The organism is Alteromonas sp. CyTr2 (genome assembly GCF_947311905.1).
GTDB classification, from domain to species: Bacteria; Pseudomonadota; Gammaproteobacteria; order Enterobacterales; family Alteromonadaceae; genus Alteromonas; species Alteromonas macleodii.
Window position 1 is genome coordinate 1 of the sequence record NZ_CAMZMZ010000056.1, and the last position, 16716, is coordinate 16716.

Below are 16716 nucleotides of genomic sequence, written 5' to 3' on the forward strand. Positions count from 1 at the left end.
AAATGAAACGCCCTGTGCGGAGCCGCATGCAGGGTGTTGTGGGGGCTGGAGGCTAGATACCTCCGGCTACCCGATTATGCACTTACTCGCGGTCAATCAACGCCAATGTACTTTGATCAAACTGAATTTGAATAGGTTTGCCTTCTTCATCCCATGCTCCAATATGAATATGGGGGTTTCGGCTGTATCCATTATTACCGACTTTCGCAACGACAGTACCGCGTTTGACTGTATCACCTTCCTTTACTTCTACCTCACGTACATGAGCTAGTAATATCGATAATCCTTCTTTAGTTTTGAAAGTTATAGAGCTTGCTCTTCCTGGGGTCATTACACCTGGTTGGTTCGTAATTGGATTTATATGGATTTTTGTAACTATGCAATCACATGGTGCAAGTACATTCTTTTTAAAACCAAACCAATCTTCATTTTCAAAACCATTGTTTATGAAGGAACGTTGAAATAGCCTTTTATCATCTTCATACCATCCCCCAATAACACAGTCTGTTCCTAGTGCATCACCAGCATATTTAAACTGGCCATCCCAATGCTCAGTACATGCAAATGTTTCTTTGTGGACCGCATGAATTTTTATTGATGTTCCCGCATATGATTTGAAGGTAAATAAAATTACAAGCAGAAGTAACTTAGCTTTGATACTCATTTGTCTCATCCTTAAGTGCATAACAATTTAATGTACAGAAAAAATCCTTTATGCAAGGTGGAAACTATCCGTATATCACTTATGAGCGTTTTAAAATTGTTATCCTAAAACAATACTTTGAACAAAAAACAAACGCTTTTAAGCATAAAAGCCGGAAAACATCCTTTTTATTTTCTTCATTTGTAAAAAGCTACGTTGCTGGCCATAAAAACAGCGTTTATCTACACGCTATAAATAGGCATCTGGATGAATTTTATTAACCTTCCATTCACCGTCTTCTTTAATCAAGTCGAGGCTTCGCAAGTCTTCAATTTTATCGTCGTTGTATGTTCCACTTAAAAATACGGTGATTGTCGATTTTTCTGCGAATTCGTTGCGGCCAACTCGGCCTGCACTTTGAGGAGTGATGGTGACGGTGTCATATTTAAGGTTTAAGAGGTGGCGCTGAACGTTACTGTTAGTGTGGTATCTCGTTAATATACGAGACAGTTTTTCGCTTGATAGGCGAATTGCTGTATCAAGGTTGTCATCTTCATAAACACTTTTGAGAAACGCTACGGTGGTGTACTCAGGGGTACTTTCATCAAGCATGCCGTACCGCCCGATGCCTTCTTCCTTTTTACCGCAAGCGGATAAAATCAACACTGTAAAAAGCCCGAATAGGGCGTACCACATACGCGTTTTCATTTGGATTACCTTAATGTAAAGAGGTCCGTTTCTTATTGATAGTTTTATATCTCAACGAAGTCAATGTGTTCGCCGCTTCGCTAATCTATGCTTTGATTATTCACAATATTGTGCACAAAAGCAAAGTAATAGAGCGGAAAAGTCAGGTGTTTGTGTTCATAAAACTTCAGGAGAAATAGAAGAGAGTAGGCATAAAAAAACGAGGCACTAGGCCTCGTTTTTAAATAATTGAAACATTTTGGCGGTTATTGAACTTCTTCTTGTTCGTCGAACGCACCAGCAAACAGAGGGCTACTTAGGTAACGTTCTGTGCCGCTTGCTAGAAGTACTACAACCACTTTGTCTTTGTTTTCTGGGCGTTCAGCAAAACGCTTAGCAGCAACAACGGCTGCACCAGAAGAAATACCTGCAAGAATACCCTCGTCGGTCATTAGCTTGCGCGCCATGTCCATACATTCTTCGTTGGTAACTTGCTCAACTTCGTCAATTAGGTCTAGGTCTAGGTTACCTGGAATGAAACCTGCGCCAATACCTTGAATTTTGTGTGGACCAGGGGTTAATTCTTCGCCCGCAAGCGCTTGGGTAATTACTGGAGAGTCTGTTGGCTCAACAGCAATAGAAGTAATTGCTTTACCTTTCGTATTTTTAAGGTAGCGACTTACACCCGTGATTGTACCACCCGTACCTACACCAGCTACGAATGCATCTACTTTACCATCTGTATCTTCCCAAATTTCAGGGCCAGTGGTTTTTTCGTGAATAGCTGGGTTAGCCGGGTTGTCGAACTGTTGAAGCAATACGTATTTGTCTGGATCTGATGCCACAATTTCTTGTGCAGCGGCAACGGCACCTTTCATGCCCTTAGGCGCTTCAGTAAGAACAAGGTTTGCGCCCAAAGCTTTTAGAAGTTTGCGACGCTCAAGGCTCATGCTGCTAGGCATAGTTAACGTTAGCTTATAACCGCGAGACGCTGCAACAAACGCCAAAGCGATACCTGTGTTACCACTGGTCGGCTCTACAATTTCTTTACCTTCGGTAAGGACACCGCGCTTTTCAGCATCCCAAATCATGTTTGCGCCAATACGGCACTTAACGCTGAAGCTTGGGTTACGCGATTCAATTTTTGCGTATACATTACCTGATGTTACGCGATTTAGCTTAACTAGTGGCGTGCGGCCAATAGATAGGGAATTGTCGTCAAATACGTTCATTATAAATCCTTACCTCGTTCCTTATTTTATAGGAAACCCCGTCTGTCGTGATCTGTACGACCTTTTTAATAGTTAATAATTCAACGCGTGTGATAGTTAATAATTCACAGCCTGAATTAGGGGATTTCGTCATACCCCTATATCATTGGTCCCAATCAGTAAAATGCAAAGTGCTTTTTAGCTATATGTTATATCTATGGGCAATCATGAGAAGGCCTTGATATTATAGTTAAAATTGCAAAGACGAAAAATTATACGGAGTACAACAATAATGGCTTTTAGTGGCACGTCTAATTATATCGCAACCAAAGACTTACAGCTGGCGGTTAACGCAGCTATTACGCTAGAGCGTCCGCTTTTAATTAAAGGCGAGCCGGGCACAGGTAAAACCATGCTTGCTGAAGAATTGGCCGAGAGTTTAGGCACCGAACTAATTCAGTGGCACATTAAATCAACCACTAAAGCACAGCAAGGTTTGTACGAATACGACGCAGTGTCACGCCTTCGCGACTCTCAACTTGGTGATGATCGCGTTCACGATATAAGCAACTACATCGTAAAAGGTAAATTATGGGAAGCCTTTAGCGCAGAAAAGCGCCCGGTACTATTAATTGATGAAATTGATAAAGCTGATATTGAGTTTCCCAACGACTTGCTGCTAGAGCTCGATAAGATGGAATTCTTCGTTTATGAAACACAAGAACGTGTAGTCGCGAAGCAGCGTCCGATTGTTATTATTACATCGAACAACGAAAAAGAGCTGCCAGATGCTTTCCTGCGCCGTTGTTTCTTCCACTACATTCAGTTCCCGAATCCAGAGGAAATGCAAGAAATCGTTAACGTACATTTCCCAGATTTAAAGAAAAAGCTGCTTGATGAAGCGTTAAAGGCTTTCTTTGAAATTCGAGATGTACCAGGGCTTAAGAAAAAGCCTTCTACCTCTGAACTTATCGACTGGTTGAAGCTTTTAGTTGCTGAAGATATCCCACCAGAAGCGCTTCACTCAAAAGACGGAAAAGCTGCTATTCCACCGCTTTATGGGGCACTGCTGAAAAACGAACAAGACATACATTTGTTTGAAAAACTGGTCTTTATGGCGCGTCGCTAATGCTTATTCAGTTTTTTTATACACTGCGAAAATATCAGGTTAAAACCACGCTGCGCGAGTTGCTGGATTTGCTTAGTGCGCTAGAAAAGCACGTGGTGTATGCCGATATCGAAGCGTTCTACAGTTTGTCGCGTACCATAATGGTGAAGGACGAAACTCAGTACGATAAGTTCGACAGGGCGTTTGCGGAGTATTTTGAAGGTGTTGAATCTGTCGATTTGTTTGGCAAAGAGATTCCTGAGGAATGGCTGCGTAAGGAAATTGAGAAAAATTTAAGCCCTGAAGAGCGTGAGGCACTGCGTAAAGCCGGTGGCCTTGAAGAACTGATGGAAACGTTGAAAAAACGCTTAGAAGAACAAGAGAAGCGTCACCAAGGTGGAAATAAATGGGTGGGCACCGGTGGAACATCGCCCTTTGGCGCTTATGGCGACAACCCGGAAGGCGTGAGAATAGGGCAAAAGGGAAACAGAAAGTTTTCGGCAGTAAAAGTGTGGGATAAACGCGAGTTTAAAAACCTAAGCTCTGATGTTGAACTGGGTACGCGTAACATAAAAGTGGCCCTTAGAAAGCTACGCAAGTTTGCTCGCACCGGCGCAAGTGAGCAGCTTGATGTGCCTACAACCATAGGTGAAACGGCCAAAAAAGGCGGTTTACTCGATATTCATATGGCGCCGGAGCGTCATAATGCGGTTAAAGTGTTAATGTTTTTCGATGTGGGTGGCTCAATGGACCCACATGTGAAAAGTACTCAAGAGCTTTTTTCTGCGGTGCAAAGTGAGTTTAAGTACCTTGAGTACTTTTACTTTCATAACTGCGTGTATGAGGAAGTGTGGAAAGATAACCTTCGCCGCAATAAAGAGCGCATTCCTATTTGGGATATCATTCATCGCTACGGAAAAGACTATAAGGTTATTTTTGTTGGTGACGCTACCATGGGGCCCTATGAAATTACCTACCCAGGGGGCAGCGTAGAGCATTGGAATGAAGAACCGGGCAGTGTGTGGATGCAGCGTTTATTGAACCACTTTAACAACGCAGTGTGGCTTAATCCGCAAGCTGAGAATTATTGGCCGTATTATTCGTCTATCAAAATTATTCGTGAAATTATGGAAGACAGAATGTATGGGCTAACGCTTGAAGGGTTAACGGCTGCTATCAAAGGGCTTAGCAGAAGCCGCTAAGCCCTTTGACGTATAACGTTTTATTTCTTTGATATAACGGATATTGAATTGAAGTCGGAAAATTATGCCGTAGCACTTGTGGTGTTGGCGGGCGGAAAGAGCGCTCGCTACAAGGGTAATAAGCTTTTATCGGAACACCCAATTTCTGCGCTTTCTCTTATACAACACAGTGTGGGGGAGGTAGTTAGTGCGCGCAATGACTTAGCGTTAACCAGTGAATTACCCATTACTGTTGTTACAGGTAAATGGCATGATTCCGTAAATACGCAGCTAAAACACTCTCCATGTAAGGTTTCTGAACTACCCATCAGTATCGTTCACAACGCTAATTGGGATGAAGGCCTTGCATCAAGTATTCGCACGGGACTCACGCATCTTTTAAGCCTTTCATCACTGTCGAAATCAGTATCCCCGACAGCAAAGGGATTGTGTACAAGACCTACTCACGTGCTATTCACGTTGGCCGATTTGCCGAGTCTTAATGCACAAGACTTCGTTCGCCTTATCAACACTTCTTATGCGAACCCTAATCACATAGTATGCAGTGAATGGCAAATGCAGGGAGAGAACAATAGTCGATTAACCGTGCCTGCTATCTTTCCTGAAGCTGTATTTAGTGAACTTCTAGCGCTAAGTGGCGATATGGGGGCTAAGCCAGTTATTAGGAAGCATGCGAAATTAGGTAGGGTAACGGCTGTGTCTATACCTAACGCACAATTTGATATAGACACGCCACAAGACTGGGACAAACTAAAAAGCAGGGTGTAACTGCTTTGGTTCAATTGAACGGTTATGCATTCGCGATACGATGCACAGCACTGGGCCTTTGGATGTAAAGAAGGCGTGCACCTAGCATAACAGCTGCGGCACTCAATCCTACAATGAAGCCAATCCAAAACCCTGCTGCGGCCATTGGTTCTGCCGTTATCCAGTTTGTTCTACCTAAAATAACGCCTGTAGGTAGACCTATTAACCAGTAGGACACAAAGGTAATAACAAACATCGCTGTTGTGTCTTTATAGCCGCGTAATGCATTAGCCGAAATCACCTGAACCGCATCAGACAATTGGAATAACGCCGCATAAATCAATAGCGCATTTGCCAAGGTATATACGGCTTCGTCGCTGGTGTACAGGCCAATGATGAATCCCTTTGCTAGCAGGGTGAAGCTAGCCGTACACGCAGCGGTGAAAAAACCGATCAGAATAGCGGTTCGAGCTGCAATTTTTGCCTGTCGTGGGTTATTTTGCCCTATGCGATAGCCAATGCGAATTGCTGCTGCCATACCAATACTCATAGGAAACATGAACATCAGGGCCGAGAAGTTCAGTGCGACTTGGTGGGCCGCTACCGTTGTGGCACCAAAAGGGGCTAATAACAATGCAACCAGTGAAAACAGCGTCACTTCGAACAGGATAGTCATAGCAATGGGCAAACCCATTTTGAAGGTACGATTTATGGTTACCATGTTAGGTTTATACAACTGTCCAAACAAATTGTACTTTTGCAGGGCAGGGGCAAAACGAACATAGATAACGGTTGCTATAAGCATAGTGTAAATCACAATGGCCGTTGCAATACCACAACCCGCACCGCCCATAGCTGGTAATGGGCCTACACCATAGATAAACAGGTAGTTTCCTACGATGTTCGCCATCAGCCCGATAACCGTAATAATCATAGTGGGTTTGGTTTTACCCAAGCCTTCACAATAGTTTCTAAGCCATTGGTAAAGTGCAAATCCAGGCATAGCGAACAGCACATACAGTACGTAGTCTACGGTAATGCTAAATAGCTCGGGCGCCATAGGGAACAGCGCGACTATGCTTTCAGTAAATGGAATTAAGCCTGCTACCGCTAATCCCACAAAGAAAACCAGATAACCAGCTTGCTGACTTGCGTCGGCAATACCACTTAAATTTTTGTTTCCCTGCAACCGTGAAATAATTGGGGGAAGTGCCAGCGCTATACCCTGTATAAAGCAAAGCAGTGGCACGGTGATGCTAAATCCTAGTGCTACCGCTGCCATGTCGGTTGCACTGTAACGCCCAGCCATAATAGTATCGCTAACGCCCATTAGCATTTGAGTAATCTGCGCAACCAACAATGGCCATGCTAGTTTTAAAATGTCTCTTCCTTCTAAAAGAAAGCGTTTCTTATTCACGGTAATGTGTCTCTATATGGGTCGCCTAGGGCGATAAAAATGCAGAAAATAAAAACGAGCTTAAAAGCCTTAACGAAGTAGCGTTTCAACAACGAACTTGTTAAAAATGTAGCGGTATAACCGGAACCGTATCGCCAACTTTTAACTCACTTATATCTTCATGTACTACCATTAGGCAGTTAGCAGAAGTGATTGAAGTCATAACGCCAGAGCTTTGTGACTTTAATGGTGTGACTTCCCATTCACCTTGATTATTTCTTACCATGGTTGCACGCTGAAAGTCTCGCCGGCCTGCACGTCGCTTAAGAGGTGTCGTAATGCTAGCGTTAACAAAGAACTGCTCGTGCGGTTGTACTTGCCCTTGCATTTTTTTGATAACAGGCACAACCAATAATTTTGCGGTAACAAATGAAGACACAGGATTGCCCGGCAAACCGCAAAACAACGTGTTGTTTATTTTACCCAGAGCAAAGGGTTTACCCGGTTTAACTGCGACTTTCCAAAAGTCGATAGTGCCCAATTCAGCGATGATATCTTTTACATAGTCGGCATCGCCCACAGATACACCACCGCTACTTACCATTACATCTACACGCTCGCTCGCCTTAATGAAGAGTCTACGCAAAGAAGCTTCGTCGTCTTCTACAATGCCGAAATCAACAAGCTCTACGTTTTCATTGCTTAAAATGCTGCTTACACCAACGCGATTAGACTCGAAAATTTGTGTCGATTTACAGGGTTCGCCAGGTGCAGCAAGTTCAGAACCAGTCGCGACTACACCAACGCGAAGTTTTCTGAATACTGCCACCTTACTGTTTCCTTGGGAGGACAGCAGCATAAGGTGTTCGGCGTGAAGGCGCGTGCCCTTGCTTATTAGTGTATCGCCACTGGCGATATCATTGGCCTTTTTACGTATATTCTCTTGCGCCGATGGAATTTTATTGATCAAAACCGCGCCATCATGACTTTCGGTATTCTCTACCATTACAACGGCGTTAGCATTGGCAGGCACCGGGGCCCCCGTCATTATTTTAAATGCTTTGCCTTTTTCAAGCGGCTCATCAGCACTCATGCCAGCTGTAATTACACCCTGTACTTCGAGTTTACCACTGTGTTTAAGATCTTCTGCATTTACGGCATAGCCATCCATTGCTGAATTATCCCATGGCGGGACATCAACGTGGGCAGTTACATCTTGGGCCAAGATGCGGTTGTTGGCGTCAAAAATGCTCACTTGCTCAACGTCGTTTATCGCTTTTGCAGCGTCTAATGCTTTAGTGAGGGCTTCTTCTAGTGAAAGCCATTTAGATGACATACCAACAACTCCATGAAATGATTTAACACGCGGATATTACAGAAAAAGCGGCCTTATACCAAAGGTTAAAGCGTGAAATAAAAGAAAGTATGCGTAAACGACGCAATTGAAGTTTCATCAACGGCTATGTCAGATGAATTAAGAAGCGAGCGTTAATATCTCTTCAAAGTCGTCGAAAACCCAGTTAGGTTTATATTTTGCGATGCTCTCACCATAGTTATACCCATAGGTAAGCCCTATACTTTTTATGTTCGCGGCTTTTGCGGCAACAATGTCATTTTTAGAATCTCCAACCATTACACACTGTGAGGGCGAAACACCAAGCTTTTCACAGGCGTGCAGAAGGGGAAGGGAAGAAGGCTTTTTTTCCGGTAAACTATCACCGCCAATGGTAAGCGAAAACAACGAGAATATTGAGAACGATGAAAGGATAGGCTCAATAAATTCCGAAGGTTTATTAGTGATTAATGCTAGCGTGAACCCTTGTTCTTTTAGCGCGTGAAGTGTTGAGAACACGCCGTCGTACAGCATTGTACTCTTAGTATCTAGCGTTCGGTAATAGAAAAGAAATTTTTCTAAAGCGGCATCAATCTCGTTTGATGTGTAATGGTGTCTGATCTTTGCGTTGCCGCTCAATCCGCGTTCCACCAGAACACGAGCACCATTTCCAACCCAGTGTCTAATTGTCTGCTCGTTATACGTTGGTAATTGGTAGTCGTTTAATGTTTGGTTTAACGCTGTTGCCAAATCAGGAACAGAGTCTACCAAGGTTCCGTCTAAATCGAAAAAAAAGGTATTAATTTCTTGCATTACAAACTTTTGATTTGCTAACTCGTGTGACAAGCATAACACCGCAGTATCCTTACCGCGGTAGATTTATTGGTCGACTGGCGTTATAAGCTCAAAGATTCATTCAAAATCTTGGTTGCTGATCCAAAGCACTTGATAAGGCTTCATTTGTAAGAAACCACTAGAAAGAGCTATCTCGTCACGGGTGATGAGATCAATCCAATTATCTGTGCCAATAAGATTTATGTCAGACAGCAAAATTGTTTGTTCTTCGTCTGAAATATTACTAATACAGAAAATACTTTGCTTTCTATCGAGACTTTGTCGCCAGTAGCCAAATAATTGGTTACCAAGCTGCAAAGTAAACTGCGTTGCATTGGGGTGAAAAGCAGGCTGCGCTTTACGTATACGTATAAGCTGCGAGATTCGAGTGAGTACTTTGTGATGCTGTGAAAAGGGCGAGTCTAACAGTGCCTCTAACTCGTTAAAGTCCCAACGTTTTCTGTTGATTGAACGATTTTGTCCTGTATTAGCGACTTTTTCGTAATCGTTGGATGTGCCAAGTAAACTGTGAATGTAAATTCCTGGTATACCTTCCATACCTAACATTATGGCGTGAGCACAAATAAATCGGTCCACTTGATACTTATCAGGGCCCTTGGTGGTTCCTTGCAGCGCGTCGAATAGGGTGATGTTTATCTCGTAAGGCTTTTGCTGACCGTGATCAGAAGCGCGCCACGACACCTTGCCGCCAAAGTGTTGCATTGTATGCACAAGCTCTGAAATTTCTTCATCTGACAGTAGGCCTTCCGCCGGACGCAAGCCAATACCATCGTGCGAAGCGATAAAGTTAAAATAGGCTGTGCCGTTTTGCGCCGGTGGCATACTCATCATCCAGCTTTTCAAATACGTACAATCACCCGTTACTAATGTATTTACAAGTAACGGCGGAAGCGAAAAGTTGTAGATAGCATGGGCTTCGTTAGCATTACCAAAGTACGTTAGGTTTTCCCTGTTGGGAATATTGGTTTCGGTAATGATTATGATGGAAGGATCCACATGTTCAATCAGCGTTCGGATCAAACGTATGACTTCGTGGGTTTGGAATAGATTAATGCAGTTTGTACCTACAATTTTCCAAAGAAATGCCACTGCGTCTAAGCGAAAGATTTTAGCGCCTTTATCAATATACAGCTTGATGATATCGATAAACGCTAACAACACCTTGGGGTTTCTAAAGTCAAAGTCAACTTGGTCGTGACTAAACGTGCACCATACATGCTTTGTACCGTTGGCGGTTTCCGTTTCTCGGAGCAAAGGCGACACACGAGGGCGAGTTACCATGGAGAGGTCATCGGATGGATCTGCCGTGAAGAAAAAGTCAGCTCCTGGTCCTTCACCCTTCACAAAGTTATCAAACCACACACTTCTTGCAGAGCAGTGATTGATAACTAAGTCGGTCATCAAGCCATAATCCTCAGCAATGACTTCAATATCGTCCCATGAACCTAGTGCTTCATTCACCGTAGAGTAATCGATAACCGAAAACCCATCGTCTGAGCTGTATGGGAAGAAGGGCAGGATGTGAACGTTATTAACGGTGTTCTTGCAGTAGCGGTGCAAAAACTTATTTAACGTAACCAGCGGGCGCTCCCCTTCGTCAATGACACTATCACCGTAGGTAATCATGATAATGTCATCTTCATCCCAATAATTGTGATGAGACTGAGGTGAAGCAATATCCGTTTGCTGCTGAATGCCTATAGTGTTCATTAACTCAGTCGCTAGCGTCTCATACGAGACGTCCAGCGATACATCGGCATAAATGCTTTCTAAATGGTGTTTTACTTTGTCATGGAGATGGTCCCATGCCATATTACTTACTCCATATATTCTGCAGTATCGGCTTCAACCGCTTCTAATAGTCGCTCTAAAATATCGGGTACCGCGCTGGTCACGCGGTTCCAGCTTGGTATAAACGGCGTTTCCATAGGGTTTTCTAAAAAGTTTTGCCCCGCTTTCATGATGTTACTGGCAAACATTTCTACTGCTTTCTCTTCGCTGTGAATGTCTAAGTTCAAGCCATTCATTACCGCGTCATTGTGGTAGGTTTCTATAAAGTCTAGCGCAATACGGAAATAGGTGGCTTTAATTGAGCGGAACATTTCGTTGCTAAACGTATAGCCTTGCGTAGCAAGTTTTCTGAAAATGGCTTTGGTAATGTCGATAGACATTTTAGACAAACCACCTTGGTCGTTATTAAGCGATAAATCCTGATGTTTATGGTCGTAAATATCACATATATCTGCCTGACACAGGCGGTTGTGCGAATAGTTGCGGTGCATTTCAGACAGCACACCAATTTCTAAGCCCCAGTCACTTGGAATGCGAATATCGTTTAGTACGTCGCGTCTAAACGAAAACTCACCCGCTAATGGATAGCGGAAGCTGTCCATAAACTCCAAGTATTCGTTGTCTCCCATAATGCGTTTTAATGCACGAAGTAATGGCGTAACAAGAAGTCGAGAAACACGGCCATTAATTTTGCCGTTAGCCACACGCGCATAGTAACCTTTACAAAACTCGTAGTTAAACATTGGGTTGGCTACAGGGTAGATAAGCTTTGCGAGCAAATCTTTGTTATAGGTAACAATATCGCAATCGTGTAGTGCAACAGATTCTGCTCGATTCGATGCTAGTACGTAGCCCATGCAGTACCAAACGTTTCGGCCTTTACCTAACTCCTTTGGCGCCAAGCCTTGAGCCTGAAGCTCTTCATCAAGTGCTTTAAGGCGAGGACCGTCGTTCCATAGCACTCTGTGATGCTGAGGAAGTTTGCCGAAGAATTTTAGTGCGTGTTTGTACTGCTCTTCATTGGCTCGGTCCAGACCGATGACAATTTCTGATAAGTAGGGCACGTCTGTTAATTCGTTGACGATATGTGGAAGTGCGTCGCCTTCTAATTCAGAAAAGAGCGACGGTAAAATAAGTGCCATAGGGCGCTTCTGTGAAAACTGTAGAAGCTCTGCTTCAAGCTCTTCGGTAGGACGACGAGCTAAGTTATGTAACGTAGTAACCACACCATTTTGATAAAAATCAGCCATGTGTCCTCCTGATCATAGGGATAGCAATTGAGTAAGCATTTCGTTCCAGCCTTCAGGGCCGGTTAGGGTGCTGGTATATACCTCTTCTTTTTTTACTGCTGGTGGAGGATTTACCGGGGATAAAATGCGAATGGGGACGTGCGCCGCTTCAAGCATTGCAACGTCGTTCTTACCATCGCCAAGGGCAATAGTGTTAACTTTGGTGGTATGTTGCTTTTGATATTCATTGGCCAGCCACTTGAGGGCCTGGCCTTTATCGCAATTACCTGAAATATGAATGAAGCGGCCGCCTTCTAGAGGGAAAGCACCGCGATCTTTTACTACCTTTAAAAAGCGTTGTTTTTCTTCGTCAGTGCCAAGCCACAAAACCGGCTCGCCAAACTGGCGTTTGGCAGCAAGTGACGCTGACCTTTCGTCAAGCCCAGTACATTCCTGAATTTCTTGAATCGACATTTTTGAGAATTGTTTATACTTGCCGTCAAATTCGCTACCTATTTTTTCAAGTAGCTTAATCCAGTAATTTTTGTTTGAGATAAACGCCTTACACCAGTAGCCATCTATCCAAACCGTACCGCTGGGTTTTTGTTTGAAAAAGCCATGAGGGATGAAAATAGCGGCGCCATTTTCAATAATAAAAGGCCCGTCTAAACCAATACTCTCGCGCAGCGGTTGTAATTCAGCAAAGGTTTTGCTGGTAGTGGGAATAACGGGAATGTCCTTTTTTTCTAATGCCGTTAAAGCCGGTTTCGCCGCCTCGAAAGAGTAGGTATGGTGGTCTAACAGCGTGCCGTCCATATCGGTGAAAACAAGCGTTTTCGTCATCGTTTTACGTCCTGTTTAGTTATCGTTCTTGTTTCATCTAGATAAAACACGGTGTCGCACTTTTCAGGCAAGTTACTTAATGCGTGTTCAGTGATGCGTTGGTAGTGTTGCACAAAGTTTGCCACTTCTTCATCAGACATCACTCCATCGCTATCTTTTAACGCTTTTTGGGCGAGTTTATGTTCTTGTTCTAACCGCCATTGATACACACAGTCGAAACTCGGTGCTTTCAGCATAATGCGGTAGTCTATTTTGTCGAACAACGTCTGATAATCGCCTGCTAGTTCAGTGTTTACAAAAGAGCGCCAAATGCCCAATGGGTCCTCTACTTCTTCAAGGTGGTTTACTGGCCGTTTAAGTTCGCTAGATGTTTGCGCAATAGCGCCCACACACCATCCTTCAAGTATGATGAAATCGGGTGAAGATTCGATTACAGGCCACTGTTCTTTGGGGAACGGGTTATCTGTAGCTTTGTTAAAGCGGGGCAGCGATGTACGCGTGCCTTTTTCTAAACTGCGAAACGTATTTAACGCTAGAGGAATGTCATGAGTACCCGGTACACCACGAGTTGCTAGAAGCGGGTGCACTTTTATTGCTAGCGCATTTCGCTGCGACTGGTCGTAGTAAAAATCGTCAATTGAGAGTGATACCACTTTTTTGTTGTGGACCGAGGTAAGGAAGGACTCGATAAAACTGGTCAGAGTTGATTTACCTGAACCCTGACTGCCATTTATGCCCACGATAAATGGTTGTGTTGCACCGTCTTGGTGCTTAAGCAGTTGCTCACATAATGGGGTGAACCATTTTTGTGCAGTTTCTGCATAGGTACTTGGCAATTGATGCGTCGTTAGAAAGCCATGTATATCCATGTTGTCACCTTAATCAATGCAGAATTCGCACGTTCTTCTTGATTAAGATAACAACATTTGTGCCAATAGGGTAACAGAGGCGTGGTCTTACGACTTACTTCTTGTTAGCGACAATAACGGCCCTTTGTGGTGCAGGGTAACCTTCGATAGTGCGAGTAATATCTTCCGGATCGAGAAAATCTTTCAAAGATTGCGTTTCCATCCAAGGCGTTGCGCGCTGCTCATCTAGGGTTGTGTGGTTGATATCTACAACGCGAATATTTTCAAAGCCTAAGCGGCCTAACCAAACAGATAGGGCTGCAGTGCTCGGCAAGAACCACACATTTCGCATTTGTGCATAGCGTTCACCCGCCATCAATACTGTATTTTCATCACCATCCACAACAAGGGTTTCAAGAACCAGTTCGCCACCTTTTCTTAGCTGGTCTTTAAGTTGCTGCAGAAACGCCATTGGGTCTTTACGGTGGTAAAGTACACCCATAGAAAACACAGTGTCGAAAGCTCTCAGTGGCTGCATGTCTTCAATGCCCATCGGTAGAAAATGGATATTCTCGGAAGGCGCACTACTTTTACTAATAAATTGTTTAATGGCGTGAAACTGAATAAGAAACAGTTGGGTAGGATCTATACCTATTACATTATTGGCACCTTCACCCAGCATGCGCCACATGTGATAACCACTACCACAACCTACGTCTAAAACGTTTCGGTCTTTCAGCGAACTAATATGAGGTGCTACGCGGTCCCATTTCCAGTCCGAACGCCACTCTGTATCAATATGAATTCCATGAAGATTAAATGGCCCTTTTCTCCAGGGCATAAACTGCTTTAGTAATCCTTCAATTTGTTTTTGGACATATTCATCTACGTCATTTTCGGTGCCAATGGAAACGCTTGAGGCTAAATCAACACAACTCGGCGACGTAGTCGGCAGCTTCGAAAGTAAACGGCACCATTTATCAAACTCACCGTGTTTAGCAGTTCGCTGCCAGGTGTCCATTTGTGCCGGCAGCGTTTGAAGCCAATGTGATAGCGGGCTGTCTATTAACGATTTGTAGCAATCGGTAAACCAAGTTTGTTCTAATTTGCTCATACTGTTCTTAATATGTGTTGGCGTTGCGGAAAGACGGACGTAGCGAGATTTGTTTAGCCTTTAATGGCAACCATAGACGTGAAGTTATAACATTTGTACCACATCACAACATCGGTAAACCCGACTTTTCTCAAGCGAGTATCATGCTCGTTAAATGTATCGGTTAGCATAACTTTTTCTAACGCGGCGCGCTTTTGGCTCACTTCTAGTTCACTATAACCGTTGTCGCGCTTAAATTGATGATGTAAATCTACCAGCAGTTCATTGCCAGTAAGGGTAGGGTGGCGTATTTTTTCTGATAGCACCAACATACCGCCGGGGTTAAGCCCGTCGTAAATGCGCTTTAATAACGCTTCGCGGTCAGCGGGTGGGATAAATTGCAAAGTGAAATTCATCACAACCAAAGAGGCATTCTTAATTTCTACACTTTGTGCAAACCCATGCTGAATAACAATTGGGTTTGGCAGTGTGAAGGTCTGTACGACGCGTTTGCAGCGTTCTACCATTGCTTCTGAAGCATCCACACCAATAATTTCACATGTATCGTTAGGTAAAGCTCTTGCCACAGATAAACTTGCAGCACCTAAGCTACAGCCAAGATCATATACGACGGTATTGGGCGTAACGGCAATTTTAGCCAATTCGCCTATGGTGTGAACAATGGTTTCGTATCCAGGCACTGAGCGCTGAATCATATCGGGAAACACATCAACGACAGACTCGTCAAATTTAAAGTCATCTACTTTATTGAGTGCCTTTGCGTATATATTGTCGTGTTTCTTCACAGTGGGTCTTCAATTAACTAATTTGGGGCGCAATTTTACCGTTTGATACGTAAATGCCAATGGAAAACACCAAATTTGTTATATTTTGCGTGATTTTTCTGGTTTAGGGCTTTTCGTTAATGATCTAAAGTATTAATCTATACTCATAATACAATAAGGAAGCAGTAACGCTAATGACAAGAATTCTAGTAGCAGACGATCACCCATTGTTTCGCGAAGCTTTGAGCGGCGCGTTGGAACCTTACTTTGAAAACGCACAGATAATTCAAGCAGGAAGCTTGGATGATGCGATGGCGAAGCTAAACGAATTCGACGGTGTTGAGCTGATCCTTCTTGACCTTAATATGCCTGGCGGTGAATATTTTAACGGCCTTATCACGCTGCGTGAACAATACCCGAATATCCCTATTGGTGTTGTTTCGGGCAGCGATACTGTTGAGGTTGTCGCTCAAGTAATGAGCCTAGGTGCTCAGGGCTTTATCCCCAAAGTGTCCCAAACACGAGAAATTGCTCAAGCTATTGTAGACATTATTGGTGGCAAAAAGTGGCTTCCAGAAGGTATGGAAGAAGAACTAGAGAAAGTTGACGATGAGCTTAAAGTTCTACTTCAGCGCTTCCGTGAACTTACACCTAAACAGATTCAAGTGCTTTCTTACTTACGCGCAGGCTTAATGAACAAGCAAATCGCTCACGAGATGAACGTTACGGAAGCAACCATTAAAGCACACATTAGTGCCATTCTTCGCAAGCTAGAGATCAACACGCGTACGCAAGCCGTATTGTTGATGGATAAACTCCAACTTAGCTAAACTAAGTATTTATCTAGCGCTAATAAAAAACCGGATTATGAAGTGACCCCCATTAGTTGGACATTCCAATTATTGGGGGTCTTTTTATGTCAAAACACAATAGAGCGTTTAAAAT

At 43.6% G+C, this 16716-nt stretch carries 16 protein-coding genes; 4 read left to right on the plus strand and 12 right to left on the minus strand.

The window, feature by feature from the left end; all coding sequences use genetic code 11:
- Positions 1-82 precede the first annotated feature (82 nt).
- The 3 genes from QME20_RS18845 to cysK all read right to left on the minus strand — a co-directional run bounded on the left by QME20_RS18845 (position 83) and on the right by cysK (position 2562).
- The gene (locus QME20_RS18845) at positions 83-664 is read right to left on the minus strand and encodes a M23 family metallopeptidase (RefSeq protein WP_281716442.1); all 582 of its coding nucleotides are present in this window, start codon (positions 662-664) and stop codon (positions 83-85) included.
- A 228-nt stretch (positions 665-892) separates the two neighbouring features.
- On the minus strand, positions 893-1351 hold the full coding sequence (locus QME20_RS18850) for a hypothetical protein (protein WP_014949692.1): 459 nt from the start codon (positions 1349-1351) through the stop codon (positions 893-895).
- A 245-nt stretch (positions 1352-1596) separates the two neighbouring features.
- Entirely contained in the window at positions 1597-2562 is a 966-nt protein-coding gene (gene cysK / locus QME20_RS18855; RefSeq protein ID WP_014949690.1) for a cysteine synthase A, read from the minus strand.
- 271 nt (positions 2563-2833) lie between these two features.
- Between cysK and QME20_RS18860 the strand changes: the two genes are divergently transcribed.
- The 3 genes from QME20_RS18860 to QME20_RS18870 are packed head-to-tail and all read left to right on the plus strand — an operon-like array spanning position 2834 to position 5619.
- Positions 2834-3670, plus strand: a complete 837-nt coding sequence (locus tag QME20_RS18860; protein ID WP_039220753.1) for a MoxR family ATPase — start codon at positions 2834-2836, stop codon at positions 3668-3670.
- Positions 3670-4851, plus strand: coding sequence for a VWA domain-containing protein (locus tag QME20_RS18865; RefSeq protein ID WP_039227619.1), 1182 nt, complete (start codon positions 3670-3672; stop codon positions 4849-4851). The genes QME20_RS18860 and QME20_RS18865 overlap by 1 nt, the downstream gene beginning before the upstream one ends.
- A 48-nt stretch (positions 4852-4899) precedes the next feature.
- Positions 4900-5619: a nucleotidyltransferase family protein gene (locus tag QME20_RS18870; protein ID WP_281716443.1), complete on the plus strand. Its 720-nt coding sequence runs from the start codon at positions 4900-4902 to the stop codon at positions 5617-5619.
- Positions 5620-5641: 22 nt separating this feature from the next.
- Here the strand turns inward: QME20_RS18870 and QME20_RS18875 are convergent, their stop codons facing one another.
- From QME20_RS18875 to cmoA, 9 genes are all read right to left on the minus strand, one after another.
- Entirely contained in the window at positions 5642-7015 is a 1374-nt protein-coding gene (locus QME20_RS18875; protein WP_014949686.1) for an MATE family efflux transporter, read from the minus strand.
- Between the two features lie 100 nt (positions 7016-7115).
- Positions 7116-8330, minus strand: a complete 1215-nt coding sequence (glp, locus tag QME20_RS18880) for a gephyrin-like molybdotransferase Glp (RefSeq protein WP_281716444.1) — start codon at positions 8328-8330, stop codon at positions 7116-7118.
- 138 nt (positions 8331-8468) lie between these two features.
- On the minus strand, positions 8469-9140 hold the full coding sequence (locus tag QME20_RS18885; RefSeq protein ID WP_281716445.1) for a phosphoglycolate phosphatase: 672 nt from the start codon (positions 9138-9140) through the stop codon (positions 8469-8471).
- 99 nt (positions 9141-9239) lie between these two features.
- Positions 9240-10994, minus strand: a complete 1755-nt coding sequence (locus QME20_RS18890; protein ID WP_281716446.1) for a sugar phosphorylase — start codon at positions 10992-10994, stop codon at positions 9240-9242.
- Between the two features lie 5 nt (positions 10995-10999).
- Complete coding sequence (locus tag QME20_RS18895) at positions 11000-12223, minus strand: glycosyl transferase (RefSeq protein WP_014949682.1); 1224 nt, start codon at positions 12221-12223, stop codon at positions 11000-11002.
- 12 nt (positions 12224-12235) lie between these two features.
- Entirely contained in the window at positions 12236-13045 is an 810-nt protein-coding gene (locus QME20_RS18900) for an HAD-IIB family hydrolase (RefSeq protein WP_014949681.1), read from the minus strand.
- On the minus strand, positions 13042-13914 hold the full coding sequence (locus tag QME20_RS18905) for a kinase (protein WP_281716447.1): 873 nt from the start codon (positions 13912-13914) through the stop codon (positions 13042-13044). The genes QME20_RS18900 and QME20_RS18905 overlap by 4 nt, the downstream gene beginning before the upstream one ends.
- Positions 13915-14008: 94 nt before the next feature.
- Positions 14009-15007 carry a tRNA 5-methoxyuridine(34)/uridine 5-oxyacetic acid(34) synthase CmoB gene (gene cmoB / locus QME20_RS18910; protein ID WP_014949679.1) on the minus strand — a complete coding sequence of 333 codons (999 nt, stop codon included), beginning with the start codon at positions 15005-15007 and terminating at the stop codon, positions 14009-14011.
- 53 nt (positions 15008-15060) lie between these two features.
- Positions 15061-15792 carry a carboxy-S-adenosyl-L-methionine synthase CmoA gene (gene cmoA / locus QME20_RS18915; RefSeq protein WP_014976693.1) on the minus strand — a complete coding sequence of 244 codons (732 nt, stop codon included), beginning with the start codon at positions 15790-15792 and terminating at the stop codon, positions 15061-15063.
- A gap of 173 nt (positions 15793-15965) precedes the next feature.
- On the opposite strand from cmoA, the gene QME20_RS18920 reads away from it, so the two are divergent.
- Positions 15966-16601: a response regulator transcription factor gene (locus QME20_RS18920; protein ID WP_014976692.1), complete on the plus strand. Its 636-nt coding sequence runs from the start codon at positions 15966-15968 to the stop codon at positions 16599-16601.
- The last annotated feature ends 115 nt before the right edge of the window (positions 16602-16716 follow it).

What these genes read in the sequence shown, in the direction of transcription:
- QME20_RS18920 (WP_014976692.1), top strand. Translation starts at nt 15,966, where the DNA reads ATGACAAGAATTCTAGTAGCAGACGATCACCCATTGTTTCGCGAAGCT.
- glp (WP_281716444.1), bottom strand. Translation starts at nt 8,330, where the DNA reads ATGTCATCTAAATGGCTTTCACTAGAAGAAGCCCTCACTAAAGCATTA.
- QME20_RS18905 (WP_281716447.1), bottom strand. Translation starts at nt 13,914, where the DNA reads ATGGATATACATGGCTTTCTAACGACGCATCAATTGCCAAGTACCTAT.
- QME20_RS18890 (WP_281716446.1), bottom strand. Translation starts at nt 10,994, where the DNA reads ATGGCATGGGACCATCTCCATGACAAAGTAAAACACCATTTAGAAAGC.
- QME20_RS18900 (WP_014949681.1), bottom strand. Translation starts at nt 13,045, where the DNA reads ATGACGAAAACGCTTGTTTTCACCGATATGGACGGCACGCTGTTAGAC.
- QME20_RS18860 (WP_039220753.1), top strand. Translation starts at nt 2,834, where the DNA reads ATGGCTTTTAGTGGCACGTCTAATTATATCGCAACCAAAGACTTACAG.
- QME20_RS18885 (WP_281716445.1), bottom strand. Translation starts at nt 9,140, where the DNA reads ATGCAAGAAATTAATACCTTTTTTTTCGATTTAGACGGAACCTTGGTA.
- cmoB (WP_014949679.1), bottom strand. Translation starts at nt 15,007, where the DNA reads ATGAGCAAATTAGAACAAACTTGGTTTACCGATTGCTACAAATCGTTA.
- QME20_RS18895 (WP_014949682.1), bottom strand. Translation starts at nt 12,223, where the DNA reads ATGGCTGATTTTTATCAAAATGGTGTGGTTACTACGTTACATAACTTA.
- QME20_RS18865 (WP_039227619.1), top strand. Translation starts at nt 3,670, where the DNA reads ATGCTTATTCAGTTTTTTTATACACTGCGAAAATATCAGGTTAAAACC.
- cysK (WP_014949690.1), bottom strand. Translation starts at nt 2,562, where the DNA reads ATGAACGTATTTGACGACAATTCCCTATCTATTGGCCGCACGCCACTA.
- QME20_RS18850 (WP_014949692.1), bottom strand. Translation starts at nt 1,351, where the DNA reads ATGAAAACGCGTATGTGGTACGCCCTATTCGGGCTTTTTACAGTGTTG.
- QME20_RS18845 (WP_281716442.1), bottom strand. Translation starts at nt 664, where the DNA reads ATGAGTATCAAAGCTAAGTTACTTCTGCTTGTAATTTTATTTACCTTC.